The 22,738-nt window shown below is 54.7% G+C and carries 26 protein-coding genes; 10 read left to right on the forward strand and 16 right to left on the reverse strand.

Going from position 1 to position 22,738, the window contains the following annotated elements:
• Positions 1–13: 13 nt before the first annotated feature.
• Both phaC and V5T82_RS03770 read left to right on the forward strand, forming a co-directional pair.
• Positions 14–1,876: a class I poly(R)-hydroxyalkanoic acid synthase gene (gene phaC, locus V5T82_RS03765; protein ID WP_332894262.1), complete on the forward strand. Its 1,863-nt coding sequence runs from the start codon at positions 14–16 to the stop codon at positions 1,874–1,876.
• Between the two features lie 7 nt (positions 1,877–1,883).
• Positions 1,884–2,267, forward strand: coding sequence for a hypothetical protein (locus tag V5T82_RS03770; protein ID WP_332894263.1), 384 nt, complete (start codon positions 1,884–1,886; stop codon positions 2,265–2,267).
• A gap of 3 nt (positions 2,268–2,270) precedes the next feature.
• Here V5T82_RS03770 and V5T82_RS03775 read toward each other — a convergent pair whose 3' ends face one another.
• From V5T82_RS03775 to V5T82_RS03800, 6 genes are all read right to left on the reverse strand, one after another.
• Entirely contained in the window at positions 2,271–4,502 is a 2,232-nt protein-coding gene (locus V5T82_RS03775) for an ATP-binding protein (RefSeq protein ID WP_332894264.1), read from the reverse strand.
• A 138-nt stretch (positions 4,503–4,640) separates the two neighbouring features.
• Entirely contained in the window at positions 4,641–4,856 is a 216-nt protein-coding gene (locus V5T82_RS03780; protein WP_332894265.1) for a SlyX family protein, read from the reverse strand.
• Positions 4,857–4,860: 4 nt separating this feature from the next.
• Complete coding sequence (gene meaB / locus V5T82_RS03785) at positions 4,861–5,853, reverse strand: methylmalonyl Co-A mutase-associated GTPase MeaB (RefSeq protein ID WP_332894266.1); 993 nt, start codon at positions 5,851–5,853, stop codon at positions 4,861–4,863.
• Positions 5,850–6,377, reverse strand: coding sequence for a gamma carbonic anhydrase family protein (locus V5T82_RS03790; RefSeq protein WP_332894267.1), 528 nt, complete (start codon positions 6,375–6,377; stop codon positions 5,850–5,852). The genes meaB and V5T82_RS03790 overlap by 4 nt, the downstream gene beginning before the upstream one ends.
• A 20-nt stretch (positions 6,378–6,397) precedes the next feature.
• On the reverse strand, positions 6,398–7,096 hold the full coding sequence (locus V5T82_RS03795) for an alpha/beta fold hydrolase (RefSeq protein WP_332894268.1): 699 nt from the start codon (positions 7,094–7,096) through the stop codon (positions 6,398–6,400).
• A 7-nt stretch (positions 7,097–7,103) separates the two neighbouring features.
• Positions 7,104–7,640 (reverse strand): hydrolase, encoded by a 537-nt coding sequence (locus V5T82_RS03800; protein ID WP_332894470.1) that lies wholly within the window; start codon positions 7,638–7,640, stop codon positions 7,104–7,106.
• Positions 7,641–7,869: 229 nt separating this feature from the next.
• Here V5T82_RS03800 and V5T82_RS03805 point away from each other — a divergent pair, with 229 nt between their 5' ends.
• Entirely contained in the window at positions 7,870–9,543 is a 1,674-nt protein-coding gene (locus tag V5T82_RS03805) for a DEAD/DEAH box helicase (protein WP_332894269.1), read from the forward strand.
• A gap of 3 nt (positions 9,544–9,546) precedes the next feature.
• Here V5T82_RS03805 and V5T82_RS03810 read toward each other — a convergent pair whose 3' ends face one another.
• The 6 genes from V5T82_RS03810 to thiS form a co-directional block, all read right to left on the reverse strand.
• Positions 9,547–10,479 carry a diguanylate cyclase gene (locus tag V5T82_RS03810; protein ID WP_332894270.1) on the reverse strand — a complete coding sequence of 311 codons (933 nt, stop codon included), beginning with the start codon at positions 10,477–10,479 and terminating at the stop codon, positions 9,547–9,549.
• Between the two features lie 93 nt (positions 10,480–10,572).
• Positions 10,573–11,703 (reverse strand): type III PLP-dependent enzyme, encoded by a 1,131-nt coding sequence (locus V5T82_RS03815; RefSeq protein ID WP_332894271.1) that lies wholly within the window; start codon positions 11,701–11,703, stop codon positions 10,573–10,575.
• A gap of 91 nt (positions 11,704–11,794) precedes the next feature.
• Positions 11,795–12,826, reverse strand: a complete 1,032-nt coding sequence (locus tag V5T82_RS03820; protein ID WP_332894272.1) for a hypothetical protein — start codon at positions 12,824–12,826, stop codon at positions 11,795–11,797.
• 71 nt (positions 12,827–12,897) lie between these two features.
• On the reverse strand, positions 12,898–13,521 hold the full coding sequence (locus tag V5T82_RS03825) for a LysE family translocator (protein WP_332894273.1): 624 nt from the start codon (positions 13,519–13,521) through the stop codon (positions 12,898–12,900).
• Between the two features lie 13 nt (positions 13,522–13,534).
• A complete protein-coding gene (locus V5T82_RS03830; protein WP_332894274.1) occupies positions 13,535–14,275 on the reverse strand; it encodes a hypothetical protein in 741 nt (246 codons plus the stop codon).
• A 52-nt stretch (positions 14,276–14,327) separates the two neighbouring features.
• A complete protein-coding gene (gene thiS, locus V5T82_RS03835) occupies positions 14,328–15,335 on the reverse strand; it encodes a sulfur carrier protein ThiS (RefSeq protein ID WP_332894275.1) in 1,008 nt (335 codons plus the stop codon).
• A gap of 173 nt (positions 15,336–15,508) precedes the next feature.
• Between thiS and aroQ the strand changes: the two genes are divergently transcribed.
• From aroQ to V5T82_RS03860, 5 genes are all read left to right on the forward strand, one after another.
• A complete protein-coding gene (gene aroQ / locus V5T82_RS03840; RefSeq protein WP_332894276.1) occupies positions 15,509–15,955 on the forward strand; it encodes a type II 3-dehydroquinate dehydratase in 447 nt (148 codons plus the stop codon).
• Positions 15,956–15,967: 12 nt separating this feature from the next.
• Positions 15,968–16,414, forward strand: coding sequence for an acetyl-CoA carboxylase biotin carboxyl carrier protein (gene accB, locus V5T82_RS03845; protein WP_332894277.1), 447 nt, complete (start codon positions 15,968–15,970; stop codon positions 16,412–16,414).
• A 97-nt stretch (positions 16,415–16,511) separates the two neighbouring features.
• Positions 16,512–17,864 carry an acetyl-CoA carboxylase biotin carboxylase subunit gene (gene accC, locus V5T82_RS03850; protein ID WP_332894278.1) on the forward strand — a complete coding sequence of 451 codons (1,353 nt, stop codon included), beginning with the start codon at positions 16,512–16,514 and terminating at the stop codon, positions 17,862–17,864.
• Between the two features lie 162 nt (positions 17,865–18,026).
• The gene (locus V5T82_RS03855; RefSeq protein WP_332894279.1) at positions 18,027–18,344 is read left to right on the forward strand and encodes a hypothetical protein; all 318 of its coding nucleotides are present in this window, start codon (positions 18,027–18,029) and stop codon (positions 18,342–18,344) included.
• Between the two features lie 81 nt (positions 18,345–18,425).
• Positions 18,426–18,848, forward strand: a complete 423-nt coding sequence (locus V5T82_RS03860; protein WP_332894280.1) for a PaaI family thioesterase — start codon at positions 18,426–18,428, stop codon at positions 18,846–18,848.
• Between the two features lie 3 nt (positions 18,849–18,851).
• Here the strand turns inward: V5T82_RS03860 and V5T82_RS03865 are convergent, their stop codons facing one another.
• The gene (locus V5T82_RS03865; protein ID WP_332894281.1) at positions 18,852–19,208 is read right to left on the reverse strand and encodes a hypothetical protein; all 357 of its coding nucleotides are present in this window, start codon (positions 19,206–19,208) and stop codon (positions 18,852–18,854) included.
• A gap of 121 nt (positions 19,209–19,329) precedes the next feature.
• On the opposite strand from V5T82_RS03865, the gene aat reads away from it, so the two are divergent.
• The gene (gene aat, locus V5T82_RS03870) at positions 19,330–20,016 is read left to right on the forward strand and encodes a leucyl/phenylalanyl-tRNA--protein transferase (protein WP_332894282.1); all 687 of its coding nucleotides are present in this window, start codon (positions 19,330–19,332) and stop codon (positions 20,014–20,016) included.
• 1 nt (position 20,017) lies between these two features.
• Positions 20,018–20,890 (forward strand): hypothetical protein, encoded by an 873-nt coding sequence (locus V5T82_RS03875; protein ID WP_332894283.1) that lies wholly within the window; start codon positions 20,018–20,020, stop codon positions 20,888–20,890.
• A 43-nt stretch (positions 20,891–20,933) separates the two neighbouring features.
• Here the strand turns inward: V5T82_RS03875 and V5T82_RS03880 are convergent, their stop codons facing one another.
• The 3 genes from V5T82_RS03880 to mlaD all read right to left on the reverse strand — a co-directional run bounded on the left by V5T82_RS03880 (position 20,934) and on the right by mlaD (position 22,729).
• On the reverse strand, positions 20,934–21,368 hold the full coding sequence (locus V5T82_RS03880) for a DUF2155 domain-containing protein (protein WP_332894284.1): 435 nt from the start codon (positions 21,366–21,368) through the stop codon (positions 20,934–20,936).
• Positions 21,365–22,123 carry a class I SAM-dependent methyltransferase gene (locus V5T82_RS03885; protein WP_332894285.1) on the reverse strand — a complete coding sequence of 253 codons (759 nt, stop codon included), beginning with the start codon at positions 22,121–22,123 and terminating at the stop codon, positions 21,365–21,367. The genes V5T82_RS03880 and V5T82_RS03885 overlap by 4 nt, the downstream gene beginning before the upstream one ends.
• Before the next feature lie 150 nt (positions 22,124–22,273).
• Positions 22,274–22,729, reverse strand: a complete 456-nt coding sequence (gene mlaD, locus V5T82_RS03890; RefSeq protein WP_332894286.1) for an outer membrane lipid asymmetry maintenance protein MlaD — start codon at positions 22,727–22,729, stop codon at positions 22,274–22,276.
• Positions 22,730–22,738 lie beyond the last annotated feature (9 nt).

Raw genomic sequence — 22,738 nt, forward strand, 5'->3', positions numbered from 1 at the left:
AAAGGGCCAGCCCATGACTGACAACCGTTCAACGGGACATAAATCGCCTTTAACCGAGGCCCCAATTGAACATATCGAAGAATTGCCTGCGATTTTGGCTGATGTCGCCACCAAGTCCCAGGACATGATCCGTGAATTCAACGAACGGCACGCCCTGGGCGATCCGGAATGGCAGCAAACCGCACGTTCGGAAATGAGCCTGACGGAAGTCGTCGGCCTTCCGGAAATCTTCGGTGAGCTTACTCGCCAAATGATCAATGAGCCTGAGCACTTGGCCCAAGCGCAGATGAAGTATTGGGAAAACGGGTTGAAACTGTTGGGTTACCTCAACGCACGCATGGCCGGCAAAGAGCCAGAGCCTGTGATTCAACCTTCGCCCGGCGACAAACGTTTCAAAGACGACGACTGGACCCAAGAGGTCTATTTCGACTTTCTCAAGCAACAATACCTGCTATTTTCCCAATGGGTGCAAGACTTGGTCGGTGCAGCCGGTGGCTTGGACCCGCACGAGCGGCGCAAGGCGGAATTTTTCACCAAACGCGTCACGGACGCCATGTCGCCCACAAACTTTTTGCTGACCAACCCGATTGCCCTTCACGAAACCATCGAAACCAAAGGCCAAAACCTCTTGCGTGGCTTGGAGCTGGCAATCGAGGATATGGAACGCGGCCACGGACGTTTTGCCGTGCGCCAAACCCCGGACAACGCCTTTACCATGGGCGAAGACATTGCCGCCACGCCGGGCAAGGTCGTGTTCCGCAATGATTTGATGGAACTGATCCAATACACACCGACCACGGACAAAGTGCGCAAAACACCTTTGTTGATCGTGCCGCCCTGGATTAACAAGTTCTATATCTTGGACTTGGACGAAGAAAAGTCCTTCATGCATTGGGCGGTTTCCGAAGGCCACACGGTGTTCGTCATTTCCTGGGTTAATCCGGGCGAAAGCCTCAAGGACAAAGCCTTTGAAGATTATTTGAACGAAGGCCCCCTGGCCGCGCTCGACGCTATTGAAAAAGCCACGGGCGAAAAAGAAGTCAACGCGATTGGGTATTGCATCGGCGGCACCCTGTTGGCCACCACTCTGGCTTATCTGGCCGCAACCAAACAAAAGAAACGTATCAAAGCGGCAACGTTCTTCACCACCCTGTTGGATTTCTCCGACGTGGGCGAGCTGGCCATCTTCACCGATGCGGGCATGGTCCAGCGCTTGGAAGAGCACATGAAGGACAATGGCATTTTGTACGGTCACGAAATGGCATCGACCTTCTCGCAGCTGCGTGCAAACGATTTGATCTGGAACTTTGCCATCAACAATTATCTATTGGGCAAGGAACCGCGTCCGTTCGATATTTTGTATTGGAACTCCGACAGCACCAATATGCCGGCGGCCATGCATGCGTATTATCTGCGCAACATGTATTTGGAAAACCGCCTGCGGCTCAAAGGCGGCATCGACATCATGGGTGTTCCCATTGATCTGTCGAAAGTCAAAACGCCAAGCTATTTCTTGGCGACCAAGGACGATCATATCGCACCGTGGAAAACCGTTTATGAAAGTGCAACGCTGTTTAGCGGTTCAACCAAGTATGTACTAGGCGGATCGGGGCACGTGGCGGGCGTTATCAACCCGCCGGGTCGCAACAAGTACGGCTATATGACCCGCTCCAAAGGCGGCAAAGAACGCCCAAACAGCCCCGAAGATTGGTTCAATTTGGCCGAGCAACATGACGGTTCGTGGATGCACGATTGGAAAAAATGGATTGCCCGCCACGCTGGAAAAAAAGACCTAGAACCGAGGGTCCCCGGCGAAGGCAAACTCAAAGCCTTGTGCGAAGCTCCCGGCACCTACGTTAAAATGAGAGGCGAATAAAGCCAAAATGTCTCAGCCAGACACCTATGACTACAAAGAACTCCTGCGCGGTGCGGAGACGCATATCGTCTCTCTCCAGCAGGAGAACGAAGCGCTGAAGGAAGACCTCAACAATATGATTGAGGCCCAAGCCCTTGAAACTGAGCAAATGGTGCAAATGTCCGAACAGTTGTGGAAGCTTGAAGAAGCATTGATGTCCGCGACCGAAGAAAAGGATGTTGCTTTGATGCTGCTCAACAGTCTCAAAGACAATGTTGAGCGTATTAAGTCTTTCGCAGAAACGACTTTGGGTGCGGTCAAAGAAAACAAAGCCTCTCGCCTGTCCATGGCCGCGCACGTTTACGAAATCAAATCCATGGTCGACACCTTAAGGATTGAGAAAAAAGGCTAAACCTTATACGCCAAGCATTTCCGCCTCGTTGGCGGTGACTTGACCGGCGAGCGTGCGTTCGGCCGGAAAAACCATTGACACAGTGGTGCCCTCACCCAGTTGACTGTCGATTTCCAACTTACCGCCATGGAGCTCCATAAGCTGCTCAGCCAAGGGCAACCCTAGTCCTGTCCCTTCATAGCGTTTTGACAAATGTTGCCCGTCAACTTGCCCGAAGGGGCTCAGCGCCGTTTTGATGTCTTCTTGTGACATGCCGATGCCCGTGTCTTTCACCCGAATGACTATGGAGCCGTCAACCACACAGCCTTGCAAAGTCACCTCACCCGATTGGGTAAATTTTGCCGCATTGCCCAACAGGTTCAAGAGAACTTGTTTGATCCGCAAGCGATCGCCAAGCAAAATATAAGACCCGGTTTCATCGAATTCTTCAATCAAGGCGTTGTCCCCAGCCGTCACTTGGCTGCGCACCATGTCCATGACTTCTTCGACTTCCTTGCGCACGTTTACCGGTCCGTCATCCAACGTCAACATGCCTGCTTCGATCTTGGACAAGTCCAAAATGTCGTTGATGATGTTGAGAAGATGATGGCCGCTTTGGGCGATGAATTGCGTGTATTCGGACAATTGATCCGGCAGCTTGGCAATCACACCCGACGACATCATTTCCGAAAAGCCGATAATCGAATTCAACGGTGTGCGCAGCTCGTGGCTCATATTCGCCATGAAGTTGGATTTCGCCATATTGGCCGCGCGTGCTTCCATCATCGCCAGCTCCAACGACCGTTCGACGGCTTTGCGATCCGTCAAATCCAAACCCACGGCCTGAAAGTGGGTGATTTTGCCTTCATCGTCGAAGAACGCCTGGTTATTCCAGCGCAGCCAGCGTTCCTCGCCCTTTTGGTTTTTAACCATGTGCTCGAAAACGTAATTGGGATCTTGCGGCGTGCGCGACGACAAAAAGCGTTCCACATTCGTCACTTCGTCCGGATTGATGTAATCCTTCCACCGTTTGCCGACCCAACTGTCGGGTGTGCCGCCAAAGAAGTCCGCAAGCGCTTGATTGACGAAGACTTCTGTTGTGTCAGGCCAGAAGCGGTGAATCAACTGTTCGTCATTTTCGACAAGTTCGCGGTAGTGTGCTTCCGATATTTGTAGCGCCTTGGTGTGCGTTTGCAAACCTGCGACCATTTGGTCGTAAGCACGGGCGAGACGGCCCAGTTCTCCGTCTTCGTAGTTTTGGTTTGATCGCACACTGAAGTCGCCCATCTCAACCTTATGCGCCAGATCCGTCAAACGTCTGATGGGTTTGATCACAAGTGCTTGGGCACCAATCCAACCGCCCACCAGCGATATTCCAGCAAGACCGAAGATCAAAGCCAGTTGCCAAGCAAGCTCTTTGCGCACTTGGACTGCCAAAGGGGCTAGCGGCGCCAAAGCTACGACTTTTGCGTCCCCGGGCACGCCCGACACACGCTCAGTGCTGATCATAAAGTCTTCACCTTCAGCATTGGTGAAATGACGCCCCTCCTCATTTTCACCCATCAGCGCATGTCCAAGGGGGGTTGAGGCGATGGACACCCCCACCTCAAAGCGCCCTTGCGGATAGGACGCCATGACAGTGCCTTCGCCGTTGACGAGCAACATTTCCTGCCCCGTCGTCGAGACCAACGTCGCAAAGTAATCCCCCAACCACGTCAAACTCAGCCCGTTGTTCACGGTTCCCGCGACCGAACCATCGCCTGCGAACAGCGGCATGGAAAAGACCAACACGGGCTTGCCCGTCAGAACACCGAACTTAAAAGGGCTGACAGCAAAAGACCGGGTTTCAAAGGCTTCGACGATGTTTGGCGACTTGCCCACAAACTTCGGCTGCACAAGCGTGCCGGAACTGCACACAATGTATTTGTCCGCGTTCACCACGGAAAAGTTTGTGTACTTGGTGAACTTGGCCTGGACTTGACGCAACACCCGCATGCACGAAAACACGTTACGTCCTAAAACGGCATCGGTCACAGCCAAGCCCGACAACAACTCTTCGGACGCGGAGATCAAATCGTCGATTTTAACTTGGGCTTCTTGGGTGGAACGATCCAGCAAGCGATACGCATCAAACGTGCGTCGTTCCATAGTTTGGGAGGCCGTGTAAATTTGGAACAACGACAAAGGCACGACAACGACGAGGATCAAAATTATGATCCGCGCACGAATGGTCCGCTTGGTTTTGGGTTTGTCCACCAAATTCCCCAGAATTCCCTACCAACGCAGCCTCTCTGCGCCAGCCTCTTCCCTCGGGACCGTATCGTATACCCCGGCTTGAGGTTAATTCAAGATGGAATTGTCTGACAAAGCCAATGCGTGCATTCTCGTCGCTGATTACCAGTGGGGTGGTTTTTGATCTGCGGCAGGGCCTTCACCCACTTCGTCTTCCAAAGTGATAATGCGGTCTTTGGTTTGAGAAAGCTCACGTTTGAGCTCTTCGATCTTGGTCCATTGCTGGGTCACCATATCGGACAAGTCCTGAAAGTCTTGATCGCGGTGCGCCAATTGCTCTTCCAAAACTTGAACGCGAGCTTCGAGATCATCTGCCATTTGCTTATTCCCCACCGGCTTCATCTTGCGTCACAGCACCCAACAGATCGCGGGCCGCGCGCCGCACGTCCATATCGCGTTTGTAGGCCCGGTCCAAAAGACCTTGCAGCTTGCCACCGCGTTCCGACATCAAGCGTTCGCGCAGCATATCTTCGGCGGTTTTGATGATGCGCATTTCCAGAATTTGGCGTTTGCGCACTTCCATTTCGCCGCTGCTTTCCAAGTGATCGTAATGTTCGATGACTTTTTCGGCCAGCTCTTCCATACCCTCGCCCGTTTCCGCACTGGTGGGGATCACGGGGATGGTCCATTGCTTGTCGCCTTTTCCGGGGCGCCCCAAGTGCAGCATGCCTTTTAGGTCCTGCACCGTGCGCGGTGCATCAGGCTTGTCGCATTTGCTGACCACGTGGATGTCGGCGATTTCCAACACCCCGGCCTTGATCGCCTGGATTTCGTCGCCGAGCCCGGGGGCCGAGACCACCAAGACAGAATGCGCAGCTTGCACAATGTCGACCTCGTCTTGGCCCACGCCAACCGTTTCGATCAAGACAATGTCAAAGCCCGCCGCGTCCAGCACGTCCACCGTGTCCAAAGACGCCCGCGCCAAGCCGCCCAGCGCACCGCGCGTTGCCATAGAGCGGATAAACACACCTTCGTCTTCGGCAAATCCTGTCATGCGCACCCGGTCACCCAAAATCGCACCGCCGGAAAACGGGCTGGAGGGATCAATGGCGATGATGCCCACGGTTTTGCCCAGCTTGCGAAAGGCCCGTGTCAATGACGCCACCATGGTGGACTTGCCCGCACCCGGAACCCCGGTCAGGCCGACGATGTGCGCATTGCCGGCATGGCGGTGAAGTTCAGCCATCAGGCTTTCCGCGTCCGTCGAGCGCCCCTCTGCCAACGACATGGCGCGCGCGACAGAACGGGCCTTTCCCGTCAAAACCTCATCGACGAGTTTTTTGATGTGGACTTGCGCTTCGGTCGCGTCGCTCATGAATGTTCGCTTTCGATGTCTTTGTATTCCTGGGCCAGCTTTTCATAGTTGGGTTGGATGTAGCCCATCATTTCCCGGTCTTTATCGTTCACGTCGCGCAGATACTTCGCCGGCGAGCCTGCCCACATTTGACCGGCCCCAACACGCTTGCCCGGCGTCACCAAAGCGCCAGCCGCAACCAAGGCGCCCTTTTCCACCACAGCCCCGTCCATGACGCAAGCCTTCATGCCGACGAAGCTGCCTTCTTCTAACGTACAGGCGTGGATCAAGGCCATATGGCCGATGGTGACGTTGTCTTCGATGATCGTCGCATACGGACGCGAGACATGCACGACGGTGCCGTCTTGGATGTTCACGCCCTTACCAATGCGGATGTTATTGACGTCGCCGCGCAACACGCAGCCGTACCAGATCCCGGTTTTTGCGCCGATCTCCACATCGCCCGTAACCACAGCGGTTTCAGCAACAAAGGCCTGACCGTCGATTTTCGGCGTCACCCCGCCGTAGGGAAGTATCGTCGCCATTTGGGGAAGTCCTTCTTCAATCAGCGCGCAAACCAAGTACGGAACGCATCGGTGACGGCCTCGGGTTTTTCCAAGGGGCTGAGATGGCCGCAGTGTTCGATCACCACCAGCTCAGCATTGGCGCCGATGCCGTCAGCCATTTCTTCGTGCACTTTCACAGGTGTCAAGGCGTCGTCTTCGCCGCACAAAATCAACGTCGGGCAGTTGATGGCGGCTAAATCGTCTCGCCCGTCAATGCGGTCCATAATGGCCGTTTGCTGACGCACAAAGGCCTCGGCCCCCACCCGCTCGGCCATTTCGCCAAAGATTTTGCCCGCCGTGTCCATATGGTCGGGATGAACCAAGTTCGGGACCATTTCTTGAACGATGGTGTCGAGCTTGCCCTCGTCGGCGATGTTCATGGTGCGTTTGCGGTTTTCCGTTTGCTCCGGCAAATCTGCACGTGCGTTGGTGTCGACCAACGCCAAGTGCGTGATGCGTTCGGGGCATTGGCGCATGACTTCTTGCGCCACGTAGCCGCCCATGCTCAACCCTGCCAAGGCAAAGGGGCCATGGGCCAAGCCCTGCAAGCGCATGGCAATGACTTCCATGCTGTCATTCTGGCTGGCATCAGCAACGCGGACATCGTAGGCGTCCGACAACGCTTCAATTTGCGGTTCCCACAGCGCCCGGTCGCACAGCAGGCCCGGAACCACGATCAGGACGGGTTTATGTTCCATATTTCACCTATTTGATCAGCTGGCTGATGTGTTTGAACTCAGCCGTGCCGGATTTTTTCAACCATTCGAACAGCACGCTTTCAACCACCACCACTTGGCCCCCGTGTTGACGGATGCGTTCCAGCCCCGCCCGGTGGTTCTCCGGCGTACGGGATGCGGTGGCGTCTTCGACGACAAAGACCTCATAACCGGCCTCTAACAAATTCAGCGCGGTCTGCAGCACACAGATGTGAGCCTCAATCCCGCACAAAATGGCCTGCGTTGCGCCAGTAGCTTTAAACCGCGCCATGAACTCAGCATTGGCGCAGCACGAAAACGTGTCTTTTTCCAAGGGACTGCCTTCAGGCATGAAGTCTTGCAAGTCGTCCACGGTGGGCCCGACACCCTTAGAGTATTGTTCTGTCACCATCGCGGGAATGTTCAAGATATCGGCGCCCAGCAGCAATTTAGCCGCTCCCTGGGGCGCGCGCCCTTCGTCGAACATCACCGGATTGAGCTTGGATTGGATATCAATCACCACCAAGCACGATTGTTTTGCGTCCATCAACACGTTCAGAAACCTCTTTGTCTTTCATTGGGCCATAAGTTACCCCCGAGCTCCAAGATGTGCAATGCAGCAACACATGTAGGCTGAAATGCTTGTTTTCCAGGGTTTACATTGACATATGGGCCCAAACATGTTGAATTCCGGGCCTTCGAGCGCCAAAGCGGGCGCACCCAGCGGGTCCATGGGGACCTCTGAAACAAAAACAAACAGAAAGCGCCCTACATTTATGAGTTTTGCCGATACCGGACTGAGTGAAGACGTCCTGCGAGCCGTAGCCGATTCCGGCTATGACACCCCTACGCCCATCCAAGAGAAAGCCATCCCCATCGTCCTTATGGGCCGTGACATCTTGGGCTGTGCACAAACAGGTACGGGCAAAACCGCATCCTTTACCTTGCCGATGATCGACATCTTGGCCCATGGCCGCGCAAAAATGCGCATGCCGCGCTCGCTGATTTTGGAGCCCACCCGCGAACTGGCGACCCAAGTTGCGGAAAACTTCGACAAATACGGCAAGTATCACAAGCTCAACAAAGCTTTGCTCATCGGCGGCACCGACATGAAAGCCCAGTCCAAAGTCTTGGACGGCGGCGCGGACGTCTTGATCGCAACGCCGGGCCGTTTGCTCGACATGTTTGAACGCGGGCACCTGTTGATGCGCGACGTCAAAATCTTGGTGATCGACGAAGCCGACCGCATGCTGGATATGGGCTTTATTCCCGACATCGAAAAAATCGTGTCCATGCTGCCGTTCAACCGCCAGACCTTATTCTTCTCCGCCACCATGGCGCCGGAAATCAAAAAACTGGCCGACAAGTTTTTGATGAACCCGAAAGAGATCACCACCTCGGCCCCCGCCACCACGGCGGCGACCGTGACCCAAGGTCTCTTGATCGTGAAGCCCGGCGCACAGCACCGGGGTCAGGACGGGAAGAAGAAGCTCAAACGTGACGCCTTGCGCGCCATGATCGGCCACGAAGACGTGCGCGACGCGATTGTCTTTTGCAACCGCAAATCCGACGTCAACATCGTTTATAAATCCCTGTCCAAGCACGGCCTCAAAGTTGGCCAGCTCCACGGGGATATGAGCCAACCGGCCCGCACAGAAACCCTGCAACAGTTCAAAGCCAAAGAGTTCAACATTTTGGTGTGTTCCGATGTGGCGGCCCGCGGCCTCGACATTCCGAACTTGAGCCACGTGTTCAACTTTGACGTCCCCATCAACGCCGAAGATTACGTGCACCGCATTGGCCGCACCGGGCGTGCCGGGAACGAAGGCCACGCCTATTCCATCGCGTTGCCCGAAGACGGCAAATTCGTCAAACAAATCGAAGCCCTGACATCGAACGAAATTCCTCGCCTCAACATCGAAGGTTTTGACGGTGGTGAGTTGAGCGAAAAGGACGATCGCGGTGGACGCGGTCGTGGTCGTGGCGGCGAGCGCAATGAAGGTCGCAGTGAAGGTCGGGGCCGAGGTCGTGGACGCGGTCGCGATAAACGCGATGACAAACCCGCTGAGCCAAAAGCCGAAGCCCCCGCACCTGAAGCGCCAGCAACCGAAACGCCAGCCCCTAAAGCGGACGCGCCTGCTGCGGATAAGCCCGCGCAGGCTACAAAACCGGAAAAAAGAGAAAAACGCGAACGCGCCCCGCGCAAACGCGAAGGGACGCGAGATCGCTCCCGTGGTCGTCACAAAAAATCGACCGAGCGACGCATTCGCGAAATCCACAACGAGATTTGCGACGGCCACATGCCCGCATTCCTGATGAACCCGTTGGACATTTCCGACGACAAATCGGAAACGTCGGAAGCCAAGCCGGAAAAGAAAAAGGCGGCTCCGCGTCGCCGCCCGCGCCGCAAATCAGCTGCAAAGAAAGCTCCGGCGAAAGCTGAGGACTAAGGTTTAGTCTTCAGCCGGCATCCAAGCTTTTACAGCGTTACGTCCATTTTTCTTGATGTCGTACAGCGCCATGTCGGCCCGCTCGATGGTGTCGACGATGTGCTCTTTCACATTGATCACAGCAACACCAAACGAAGCGGTGACGTGAAGTTCTGCCTGGTCATTGCCTTCGCCCGCCATCACCACTTCGCGCTCAATCGTGGCGCGCAGGCGTTCAAGTACATGCATGGCCGTATCCAGTTCGGTGTTGGGCAGACACAACAAGAACTCTTCCCCACCATAACGAAACACCATGTCGTAAGGGCGCAGCTGTTCCACCAACAGACCTGAGAGATGACGCAACACCACGTCACCCACCACGTGGCCGTAGGTGTCGTTGATGGTTTTGAAGTGATCCAGGTCAACCATGCAAATTGTGGAGGGCAAATTGGTGCGCCGGGCGCGTTCACGCTCCGCATCCAGCTCGACCATCATCTCATGACGGTTGCGCACACCCGTGAGCGGATCCATTTTGGTCAGCCCGCGCCACGCATCGTTTTGCATGTGCTGGACCAGCATATTGAGCTCCAGCAAGGCATGCGTGAAACGGCTGTAATCATCAATGGGATGGGGCTCGCCGTTTTCGGTCCCGCGCAAAAACGCCTGGACCTGCTCCAGCACGTCCGCGAGCTTCTGGCCTAACGTCAAATAATCCGGATTGTTGCGAAAGGCTTGGGATTCAGGACCTAGATACCAAGCCCCCAAGGGAAAATCCCCAATCGCTTCAATACGAAAGCCCGATGTGTCGTGATTCACCACGACCTGTTCGTGCCAGTTCTTAAACCATTCCGTTTGTTCGGCAATTGCCCGTTCGACCGACCCGATGCCCGCGATTACCGTTTCCGGTAAAACCACAGCCGGACGGCCAGCAGCTTCTACACGTTTCGTGCTATCCACGCCCGTTTCCCTTATCCCTGTTGAGACACGCGCGTACCCCCACGCTCATGCCCTCAGAACACTATGCTCTTCATTTCTGATTCTAGAACTATTCTATATATAATATTCGTCCATGGGAAGGAAGCCGTTAAAACCTACGGATGCGTAAGTCGTCGTATATGCGCCTGCGGGCTCGATCAGGACCCGGTCTCCGGTCTTCAGCGCCAAAGGCAACTGCACTAAGGTTTGTTCATAGAGGATGTCCGCACCATCACACGTGGGCCCAGCAATGGCTACGGGCCCCATATCCCCCCCATCGTGCGGCGTGATGAAGTTGTATTTGATCGCCTCGCCCATGGTTTCGGCCAAACCACCGAACATGCCAACGTCCAGGTAGACCCAACGCCTAGGCGCGTCTTCGCGTTTTTTGGAGACCAGAACGACTTCGGACATCAACACGCCCGCTTCGGCGACGATGGCGCGTCCGGGCTCGATCATCAACGCCGGCACGTTTTCGCCGAAGTGCTCCACCAACGCAGCGTTGATGGTTTCAGCAAATTTGACGAACGGGTCGATCATGTCGCGATACTGAGCCGGAAAGCCCCCGCCCATGTTCAGGACCTGAAGTTCTACGCCCTTTTCAAACAAGCGCTGGAACACATCCGCCGCATGGTTGATAGCCCAGCCCCACTGGTGCGGGTCGGGCTGTTGCGAGCCCACGTGGAAAGACAAACCAAACGCCACCAAACCTTTGCCCGGTGCTGAGGCCAGCAAATCCACCGCCATGTCCGGCACACAGCCGAACTTGCGCGACAGCGGCCATTCGGCGTTGCCGTTTTCGGTCAGGATGCGGCAATACACTTTTGCGCCCGGCGCATGCTCAGCGATTTTGTCCAGCTCCCCTTCGCTATCGAAGGCAAACAGGGTAATGCCCAGCTCATGGGCCGCCTGAATGGCATCAGCTTTTTTGAGCGTGTTGCCATACGAAATATCGTCCGGTGTTGCCCCCGCATCCAAGCACATCTGAATTTCGTTGAGCGACGCGGCGTCAAACTTGGCTCCCAGCTTCACCAAGCGCTGTAAGATTTGCGGGGCCGGGTTGGCTTTAACGGCGTAATAGATGTCGGCATCCGCCATGCCCTGGTCGAGACTGACGTACTGACCTTCGATCACATCCATATCCACCACCAAGCACGGGGCTTGAGGGGCGTTTTGTGCCAGAAATTTTTCAATTTTTGGTGTCATGAGCGCATTCCCAACTCGCAAAGGGGCCGCGCGTTATAGGCTCTTTTTCAAACGTAGAAAAGAAAAATCGTACGCCTTGAACAATCCTACCCTAGCCGACAATGCCTGGCAAAATGCTCGACGCCGATCCCATCAACACAGGCGATAAGATCGCAACCAACTGCCCCATCTGTTCGGGCAGCGATATCTTGAACTCTTTTTTATCCAGCCACCCACGGATCGCCGAAAGCGTGTCGGGCTGTTTCATCTTGACCAATTCTTCACGCGCAATCGCACGCGCACGTGCGATAAAAATCACATAAGGAATACCAAACATGACGCCCAACAGCACGACGTAGACCATGCTTTGGTAGAGAACCACCGCATCCACGTGGGCCAGATACTCCGCACGCATCGCGCTTTCAGCCACTTCGCCTTTGGGCCGTTCTGTGACGAAATGTTGCGGCCAATAAAAGAAATTGCGCAAAGACATAAGCCCGCTCACCAGCCCCAGCGCACCGAGGTACAAATAGCTTCGCAATTCCAAGATGTTGCTTTTGATAACATCTAAGTCGTATTTGCGTTTGTCATTTTGTTCAAAGGTTAAAAACGCCACGCCGACAGATATCGCAAAGCCTGCAATAATCACGATATATTCGACATAGCTTACCAGATCGTAAAGGGTTAAGGGCGAATCATAAAGGATAGAGGACAGCTTTTTCATCAACTCCGTACTGCCGATTGTGTTGTGAAAAAGCTCATTGGAAACGCACTGAAACGTTTTCTGTTCGCCGATCACTGCATGCGCATACAACAGTCCACACACACCGGCTAAGACAATTGCATGAGTGGTCAGAAACAAGGACCAAGATTTTCGCGAAACAATGCGGATCACGAAATAGACAACCGCCAGAAGACAAATGGCTGCCATAATGAATACGGAAGATAGCCACGTATACCGTCCTGCAGCTTCTGCAGCCTTCTGTGCCCCACTGGCCCCGGAATAGCATGTGTACTGATATGATATGTCACAGACCGAGAAGGCCACCAAACCACCTTTGCCGATGACGAATACCCCGATCGGGGCGGCCACACACAGCAGCACCAAGCCCCAAGCTTTCCAATTCTCGGTCAGGATTTTCACCGCCTCGCCCCTCCAACCATGAAGGGTGTGATTATTGCATACAGCAACCAAGCGGTGTCAACTTTGTTAGCTTAACGCATCCCCGAAGCTAACGCTGCGCCAAACGCAATGAACAGTGCCCCGGAGATTTTATTGAGCTTGCCGGAAATGGCCTTTTTGCCGCGTGCGACGAGCCGACTGGATAGCGTCGCAAACACCATCAAAGCGCTAAATGACAGCACCATCAACGTCACGCCCAAAATCATGAACTGCGGCGCAATGGCGGCTTCGACGTTGATAAATTGCGGGAACAAAGCACCAATCAGCAAGATTGCTTTGGGGTTGGACATGGCAACGGCAATGCCTTGCATATAGGCCTTGCGACGGCTGGGCATGGTCGCGCGGACTGTGCCCGTATCCATATCCAGCTTCGGTTTGGTGCGCAGCAGTTTAATGCCGAGGTAGATCAAGTATCCCCCGCCCACAATGCGCAACCAGAAAAACACGTCCGCCGATGCACCCAAAATGGCCCCAAGGCCAAAGGCCGTCAGCGTGATCAAAATCGCCAAGCCAGAGATGTTGCCCAAAATCGCATACATGGCGCGCAAAGGCCCCGACTGAGCCCCATGGGTCAGCGCCAACAGCACAGCAGGCCCCGGCGACAACACCGCCGCACAGACAACCAAGACAAAGGAGAGCCAGACATCGATTGTCATCAAACTCGATCCTTTAAGGTGACTGACGCCATTTCGGTGTCTTGGATATTTTTAAGATAGACTTTTGCAATCTGGCCTTTTCCACTTCTTGCAACCAATCAAATACCTCGAGACCGAAGAATACCGCAGATTGCACCTGCTCCTCGGTAAATGGAGGAGATACATCCTTGCCTGTGCCTCTAGCATAATGAAACAAAGACCGTGCACGAAGGTCAAATTCAAGCAAAAATCGTAATGGCGACATTATATCATTTCTACTCACAGCTCTACTATGGTCATTGATGCGCAAATATACATTCTCCTGACGAGCAGAATATATTTGATGACAATGCAACAAATCTACTAACCGCAATGCCTCATCTCCGTCCTCAAATTCGATTATGTCACGCAATCGAAGAAGGATATCTTTATCAAGTTCTGGCAGAGGTGGAGCTTGGTTTAATGCAGAAGGATTTTCAACAACATACACCCACTGCTTTAAGACTAGCGCACATTGTTTTGTATAGGAGCAAATCGCGCTCAAATCTGATGCTAAAATAGCACGTGCTGCGAGCAGTTTCCTGCGATTCTGCTCCTTTGCCTTCCGCGTAGACAACAGAGTAGCACCAATGACTGTTACAGCTGCACCGCCAATAGCCCCGGCAAACGACCAAAAGGCAGATGACAATGCTGAAAATAAATGAAGCTGAACACCCATCAACGTTACGATGGCACCGATCACAAAACCAAATGCAATAAGCACATGATCGTTCATACAACCTTGCCTCTCAAAGGTTAGATTGGTGGCACTAAGCTACAGGTGACAACTAAATCAATCCCGCCAAAGGAGAACTGGGATCCGCATACATTTTCTTCGGCATGCGGCCCGCCAGATACGCCAAGCGTCCGGCCTCCACGGCCATCTTCATGGCACGCGCCATTTTAATGGGGTCTTTGGCTTCGGCAATGGCGGTGTTCATCAACACGCCGTCACAGCCCAATTCCATCGCCACAGCCGCATCGGACGCGGTGCCCACGCCTGCGTCCACCAGAACCGGCACATTGGCCTGTTCGATGATCAAGCGGATACCCACCGGGTTTTGAATGCCCAAGCCCGAACCGATGGGGGCGGCCAGCGGCATAATCGCGACGCAGCCCATTTCTTCCAAGACCTTGGCTTGGATGGGGTCGTCGGCGCAGTACACCATGACTTTGAAGCCTTCATCAATCAGAGTTTGCGCGGCACTCAGCGTTTCAGGCATGTTTGGATACAGCGTCTTTTGATCGCCTAAGACTTCCAGCTTCACCAAATCCCACCCCCCCGCTTCACGGGCCAAACGCAAGGTGCGCACGGCTTCGTCCGCACTAAAGCAGCCCGCCGTGTTGGGCAGGTAGGTATAGGTCTTGGGATCGACATAATCGACCAGCATGGGTTCTTTGGGGTTGGTGACGTTCACACGGCGCACGGCAACCGTGACGATTTCCGCGCCAGAGGCTTCAATAGCCTTCGCGGTTTCTTCGAAATCCTTGTATTTGCCCGTGCCGACCAGCAAGCGCGACCAGTACTGTTCGCCTGCAACTTCAAAGCAGTCGCCCCCCTTTTTGCCACCGCTGCAGTCATCGTTCGCCGCACCGGAACCGCCGCCGATAAAGTGCACAATTTCAAGCTTATCACCGTCACCTAAGGGCTGTGCCTCATAGGTGGATTTGGGCACGATCTCCAAATTGCGCTCGACCGCGACCTTGGTCGGGTCCAGACCGATTCGGCCCAAGAGGTCGTAAACCGTGAGCGGAGCTTCGAAATCTTTTGATTCGCCGTTGATGGTGAGACGCATGCCTCTGAGCCCTTCCATATTTTTGCCTTTTTCGGCGTATATTCACTTCAGCTCAGCGTAAATAACGCTAAACGATGTGTAACATACGCCAAAATCGCTATTCCGCAAGGGAGTGTGCGTGCTATAAACCGCCTATACAGTGAACAGGCTCAAACGGGCCAGGGGTAATCGGAATGTCAGCCAAGGTCTTGGTCCTCAACGGACCGAACCTCAATCTATTGGGAACGCGTGAACCCGATGTTTACGGTGCGGAAACGCTCCAAAGCATCGAAGCATCTTGCCGTGCGCGCGCCGAAGGCTTGGGCCTTGACATTGAATTCCGTCAAACCAACATCGAAGGTGAGCTGGTCGACTGGGTTCAAGATGCCCGCAACACACACGATCTGCTGATCGTCAATGCCGGGGCTTACACCCACACCTCTGTCGCTTTGCTTGACGCTTTGCGGGCCGCCGATCTGCCGGCGATCGAAGTTCACCTGTCCAACATCCACCAGCGCGAAGAATTCCGCCATCATTCCTACGTTTCCAAAGCCGCCATCGGTATGATCGCTGGCTTTGGCGGCTTCAGTTATGAATTGGCCCTGGAATCCGCTGCGCGCTTGCTTGACACTAAAAAGTGAGAACCATTGCTCATGAGCAAAAAAATCGACGTCGATGATGACCTGATCCGCAAACTGGCCGACATCATGGATGATACCGGCCTGACGGAAATCGAAATCGGTCAAGCCGACTTCACGGTTCGCGTCTCGCGCGGGTCCACCGCCGTTGCCGCCATGGCTCCGGCTGCTGCCCCCGCCGCTGCCGCCCCTGGTGCTGCAGAAGACGCCATCAGTCCGGCCGACCACCCAGGTGTTGTCACTTCCCCAATGGTGGGCGTGGCCTACACCGCACCGGAACCGGGCGCGGCCCAGTTCATCAACGTCGGCGACACCGTCTCCGAAGGCCAAGTGGTGATGCTGGTCGAAGCCATGAAGGTCTTCAACCAAATCAAAGCACCTAAATCCGGCACGGTGAAAAGCATCATGGTGGAAAGCGGATCTCCCGTCGAATTCGGCGAACCCTTGTTGATTATCGAATAGAGAGAGGGTGAGCATGCTGAAACACACCTCCCTCGCGCCAAAGGCACTCGAAGAGGTCCGCTCAATCCCAACCAATTGTAAATTGGGGGATTAAGGGATGTTCGACAAAGTCCTCATTGCCAACCGCGGAGAAATCGCCCTGCGCATTTTGCGTGCGTGTAACGAAATGGGCATTCGCACCGTTGCGGTGCACTCCACCGCCGACGAAAGCGCCATGCACGTGCGCTTGGCCGACGAAGCGGTCTGTATCGGCCCGCCGCCCGCAAAAGACAGTTACTTGAACATGGCTGCCATCTTGACCGCCGCGCAAATTTCCGGCGCGGATGCCATTCACCCGGGTTACGGCTTTTTGTCTGAAAACGCCGACTTCGCCGCCATGGTCGAAGAACACGGCTTTGTCTTCATCGGCCCGACCGCTGAACACATCATGCTGATGGGCGACAAAATTGCGGCCAAAGACGCGGTGATGAAAGCTGGTATCCCCGTGGTGCCCGGCTCGGACGGCGGTGTGGACACCTACGAAGAAGCCGTCAAAGTCTGCGCTGATATGGGCTATCCCGTGATCATCAAAGCCACCGCAGGTGGCGGTGGACGCGGTATGAAACTGGCCAGAACCCCGGACGATTTGGAACTGGCGTTCCGCTCGGCCCGTTCTGAGGCCGAAAGCGCGTTCGGCAATGCGGAAGTTTATATCGAAAAGTATCTGGAAAAGCCGCGCCACATCGAAATTCAAGTCCTGGCCGACAACCACGGCAACGTGGTTCACCTGGGCGAGCGCGATTGTTCGCTTCAACGTCGCCACCAAAAAGTCTTAGAAGAAGCGCCGTCCCCTGCGCTCAACAAAGAACAGCGCGAACAAATCGGCACCATCGCCGCTGAGGCCGTGAAAAAAATCGGGTATCGTTCGGTAGGCACCATCGAGTTCTTGTACGAAAACGGCGGGTTCTATTTCATTGAAATGAACACCCGCCTGCAAGTGGAACATCCGGTGACGGAAATGATCACGCGCCTGGACTTGGTGCGCGAAATGATCCGTATCGCCGCCGGTGCGCCGCTGGGCTATAGCCAAGAAGACATTCCGTTCAACGGCCACGCCATCGAATGCCGCATCAACGCCGAAGACCCGGTCACCTTTATGCCGTGTCCCGGCAAGGTGGGTATCTATCACGCCCCGGGCGGCTTGGGTGTGCGCGTCGACAGCGGTCTCTATACCGGCTACAGCGTGCCGCCCCACTACGACAGCATGATTGCCAAGCTGATCGTTTTGGGCACCAACCGCAACGAATGCCTCATGCGCTTGCGTCGGGCTTTGGGTGAGTACGTAATTGATGGGCTGAAAACCACCATCCCGCTGCACCAACGCCTGGTCGTAGCCCAAGACGTCATCAACGGGGATTACGACATCCACTGGCTGGAAAAATTTATGGATGAGGAAGACGGCGACAACTAAGCCGTCCCTTCATAGCAAAACAAAAAGCGCCCTTTTCACCAAGGGCGTTTTTTTGTTTGTCTAAGTGTGATGGCGCGCACATTAGAGACGCTCAAAACCTGCGACAATAGAACAATCGAGAGAGTCTCTCTCGCTTCACGATTTTCGCAATGGACAAAGACGATGGACGGCTTAACGCTCTTTTTGGTGATTTTTGGGATCGGCACCGGTTTTATTGCCCTGTGGGTGGTCGCCGATGTTTCGCGCCGCCTCACCAAACGCACCAACGCCGTCATGGCCGAAGCCCAGGCCGACATGGTCCGCGTTATAAAACGCTATGACCGCAACATGCGCATCTTAAGCGACAAGATCAACGACCTCGAATACGACGTGACCAAGCTCAAAAAAGACCACAAGCGCGAAGTTGCCCGCTTAAAAACGGCGCTGGCCGAAGCCGAACACAACCAGCTGCGCCGCCAAATCGCCGCAAATTCGCTTTAACCCCCTGCCCGCTCCCCTTATCTATACCCGCTGAACGAATTGGCTTAAATTATACCGTGTCGAAACAACGCGGAATTTGCCATGCCAAAAATTCAGGTCGAAGACTTCAACACCATTGTCGCCGAAGAGATGCCCTGGGCGCATGAGGTGGGCTTTGCCGCCGATGCCCTGGGCCCGGGCACAGCCACGTGCCGCCTTCCCTATGACGACAGCTTCCTGCGTCCCGGCGGGACGGTGTCTGGCCCGACCATGATGCTTTTGGCCGATGCCACCATGTACGCTGTGGTTCTATCTGCCATTGGTCGCGTGACCTTGGCGGTGACCACCAACTTCAACATCAACTTTTTAAGAAAGCCGGGCGCACGCGATCTCATCGCCGAGGGCAAAGCTATCAAGGTCGGTAAACGCTTGGCGATTTTGGAAGTGACGCTGTATTGCGAAGGCGATGAAGACCCGGTCGCGCATGCAACAGGCACCTATTCCATTCCCCCGAACCGGGACTGAGCTTTAACGCTTCACGCGGGTTTGTTCGCGTTTTTTCACCGGAACCGGAGCCAATTCGCGGCGCGGCGGCGGGGCCAAGTACGGGCGGGCACGGGCCCAAAGACGGCGCAGTGAGCCCGAACCGTCACCGCGCTGGTGTTCGTCGGCCAACAACATGGTGGCAACGCCAATTTGCACGCTGCCAAACGTCAGTCCAAAGAAGAACGTGATCATGAACAGCGCCATGTACCAGATGTCAGACGCCCAAATCAATGTTTTCAAGCCGTTCACGTCCAATACCATCAACCCGGTCACAAAAATGATCCCAAGGGTAAAGCCAATGGCGGCGTGGGTGAGCAGAAAACGAATCAACTTAGGCATTTCGCGGCCTCTCTCATTGTGGTGCGTGAGGGAAGCTTAACACAAAAAATTGCGGATGATCAAATCTCACCCCAAAATTCGGAAGATTGCGTGAAAACCTGAGCCATGGCATCTTGGGACCATGGCACGACCCATTCCAGGCCCACACCGTTTAAGCCCTGAAATTCTCGTCCGCGCGTATGCGGCGGGGGTGTTTCCCATGTCCGAAGCGCGCGACGACCCGAACATTTTCTGGGTCGATCCGGAACTGCGCGGCGTCATCCCCTTAGACGGCCTGCATGTCTCAAAGTCCCTGCGCAAAGTCTTGCGCAAGGGGGAGTTTGAGGTCACGGCCGACAAGGACTTCCCCGGCGTTATCGAAGCCTGTGCGGAACCCCGCCCCGGCTCGGACGGCGATTTGGGCACCTGGATCAATGACGAGATCATCCGCGCCTTTTGCGAAATGCACGAACTGGGCTTGGCGCACTCGGTCGAGGTCTGGCGCGCAGGCGCGTTGGTTGGCGGGCTCTACGGCATCTCGCTCAAAAGCGCGTTCATGGGCGAAAGCATGTTTTCACGCTGCCGTAATGCATCAAAAGTGGCCCTAGTGCACTTGGTGGCGCGTTTAAGGATCGGCGGGTTCACCCTGCTCGACACCCAGTTCCTGACCGAGCACCTCGCCACCATGGGCGGTGTGGAGATCTCGGATCACGATTATTTGGAACGCTTAGAGCGGGCCTTGAAAGTCGACGCTGAGTTTCCCTCAGCACTGGGCGATGGGGTGTTCTCGGCGGACCGGCTGTGGGCTGAGATTGAGGCTTTGAGCTGACATGACATCATCGGCCTTTTCCTTAAACGATAACCTGCGGAAAATTCTCACAACCTATATTATATTGGTTGCAGTCTATACGATTTATGCGTTCCAAGACATTCTAGTTTATGAATTCTTATTCAAGGAAAGTTGGCCCTACGTCACCATTTTCCGTCACGCGGAAGCCGAAATGTCCATCATTTTTTTGGCATCATGCGCTCTGTTTTTCGTTGCGTTGTTCAAACGCCGCTGGTTTTTGGCGCTGTTTGTTTTTGTCATTTACCCTGTTTCAACATTCTTTTTCTTGTTCATGATACCTGATAAATGGGAATACGGGCATTCGCTGGAAGACACCCAGGGGAACCTCTATACCTATCTCGACAGGAGTTTTCTGCAGGGCCAATCGATCATGCTGGGGAGGTTGCGCTCACGCTCGATTTTCTTTGATGACTACGAAATATTGCTCAGAACCAATGGCGACGCACCAAGAACTTATGTGCAAATCGTCAGACCCTGGCAATACGAAAACGACTATTGGCACCTGCACCTCACACATACAGGCTTCATAATTGGGTTGCGCGGGGGCGGCGAAATGTATTTCGCCTACGATATAAATACGGGCCAAGCTTATGACGCCAGTAACGTACAAAAGCTCTCACCATTTTTGGCTTTAACAGATGCCGACGACTACAATGAACGTGATTTTTGGCTATTGGTGAAACGAGGGCTCGGCGAACGCGAGCTTCTTGAGGGGCAAGCCCGCCGAGACGTCGTCGAGCACGACTTGCAAAACCCGCACAAGTTGGTGCGTAATCTTGCCCATAAAGTTCTACAGGCCGACGAGGCGTCAAAAAAGAAAGCTCAGGAATATCTGGGCGAACTCATCCAATAATAAGCGGTCAGGATCGCTTGTCGCAATGGTAGGACGATAAAGCTTAATTGATCGGAGAGAGTTCCGGAGCACCCTCTGTCTCGTCCCCCACCTCTGGCACAATCAAGTCCTCACAATCCTTCACCCACACGTCGTAGACCGGGTGTTCGAGCGGATTGAGGCCGGGGCTGGAGGCGAACATCCAGCCGCGGAAGGTATCCGCCGCTGCTTCGCCCGGGCGGACTTCCCAGACGTCCAAGAACGCCGCACTTTCGGGCGTTTCTTCGGGCGGTTTTTTGTCGCAATGGCGGGTGATGATTTCCAAGGTGCCGAACCGCACCACTTCGCCTAAGCGCGCCTTAATGGTGGTGATGCGCGCCGTCACCTTGTCCAAGCCTTGCAAAACCGCTGTTTCATGGGGGTCCGCCAGCGCCAAACACGGAGTCAGGGTACTGACAGAAAGTCCAAACAAAACAGCGATTAAGACGGCTTTGTTCATGCAGGCTTCACCGCTTTGAAACGCAAGCGCACATAGTCCGCGACCCACTTGTTGTGGGGATCGAACAAGGTCGGTTGCAGGTGGTCGCGAATTTCGTCAATGACCTGTTCGTGCATGTCTTCGGGAATGACTTGCATGAAGCTGCCCGCGAACGTTTCCAGCCACGGGCCGATGTCGCCACCCAGCTCCGTCGGGCGACGAATAAGCGTGCAGTTGCGCACGTCAAAGCCCGCGCGTTCCAACATCATCTTGGCCGAGCTGTCGCCCAGGTAAGACCACGGGTCGTACAAGGTCGGATCGTAACCGCGTTTGGTCAGCGCGTTATACAGCGCCATGCGGATGGACTGGATATTGCCCGCCCCGCCCATTTCACAAACGAAGCGCCCGCCCGGTTTCAAAGCTTTGTAGATGTTTTCAAAGACTTTGGACAAGGGGCTCATCCAGTGCATGGCGGCGTTGGAAAACACGGCGTCGAACTCTCCGTCGAAGGTCATTTCCAAGGCGTCGATGGCCGCGACTTTTACGCCACGGGTCTGTGCACCTTCGATCAGTTCGGCTGAGTTATCGATACCCAAAACGTCCGCACCACTTTCTATAATCTTTTCGGTCAAGATGCCTTCACCGCAGCCGACGTCGAGGATTTTCTCCCCTTCTTTCGGATTGAGCACTTGCACCACCGGCTCGCCCAACAGCGAGACGAATACTCCGTGACGGAGATAGGTCTCCGGCGACCACGTTTGCTTCGCTTTAATCATCTGATTCGGTCCACTCTTAACCTGGGGTTAGAGCTTGGATACGAAAGCCCGGACGAAAAAGCAACCGTCATTTTATACATAAGTGGTATACGGGCCCTGGAATTGAGCCATTTTGAGGTTTTTTTGGGGGCAGACTTGTTAGCTGCCGTCTTAGTTTCCGTCGCCACCCGTGGCCAAGAAGATGATTTCACCCACTTGATCTTCCAAAGACCGGAAGTCTTTGGTATCGGCAATAACATCGCCCGGGGCCATGGTTTGAGCCGCTTCGCCGGGGATCAACATGACATATTTGTCGCCCAACATGCCCGAAGACGCGATGGTCGCAGCCGTGTCGGCAGGCAACTGAATGTCGGGACGGATGGACATACTGACCACAGCGTCAAAGGTGACGGGATCCAAGGTATTTGACGTCACCGTGCCGATTTTGATGCCGCTGACGCGCACGTCGGAGCCTTTGGTCAAGCCGCCCACTTTGAAAAAGCGTGCGGTGATTTCGTAGCCCTCCACCCCTTTGAGCTGCGCGGTGGTGGTGGCGAAGTAGACGAACATCACGGCCACCACCAAAACGGCAGCGCCCAACACGGTTTCGATTGCATTGCGTCCCATGGTTTCGTC

This window comes from Magnetovibrio sp. PR-2 (assembly GCF_036689815.1).
Taxonomy (GTDB): domain Bacteria; phylum Pseudomonadota; class Alphaproteobacteria; order Rhodospirillales; family Magnetovibrionaceae; genus Magnetovibrio.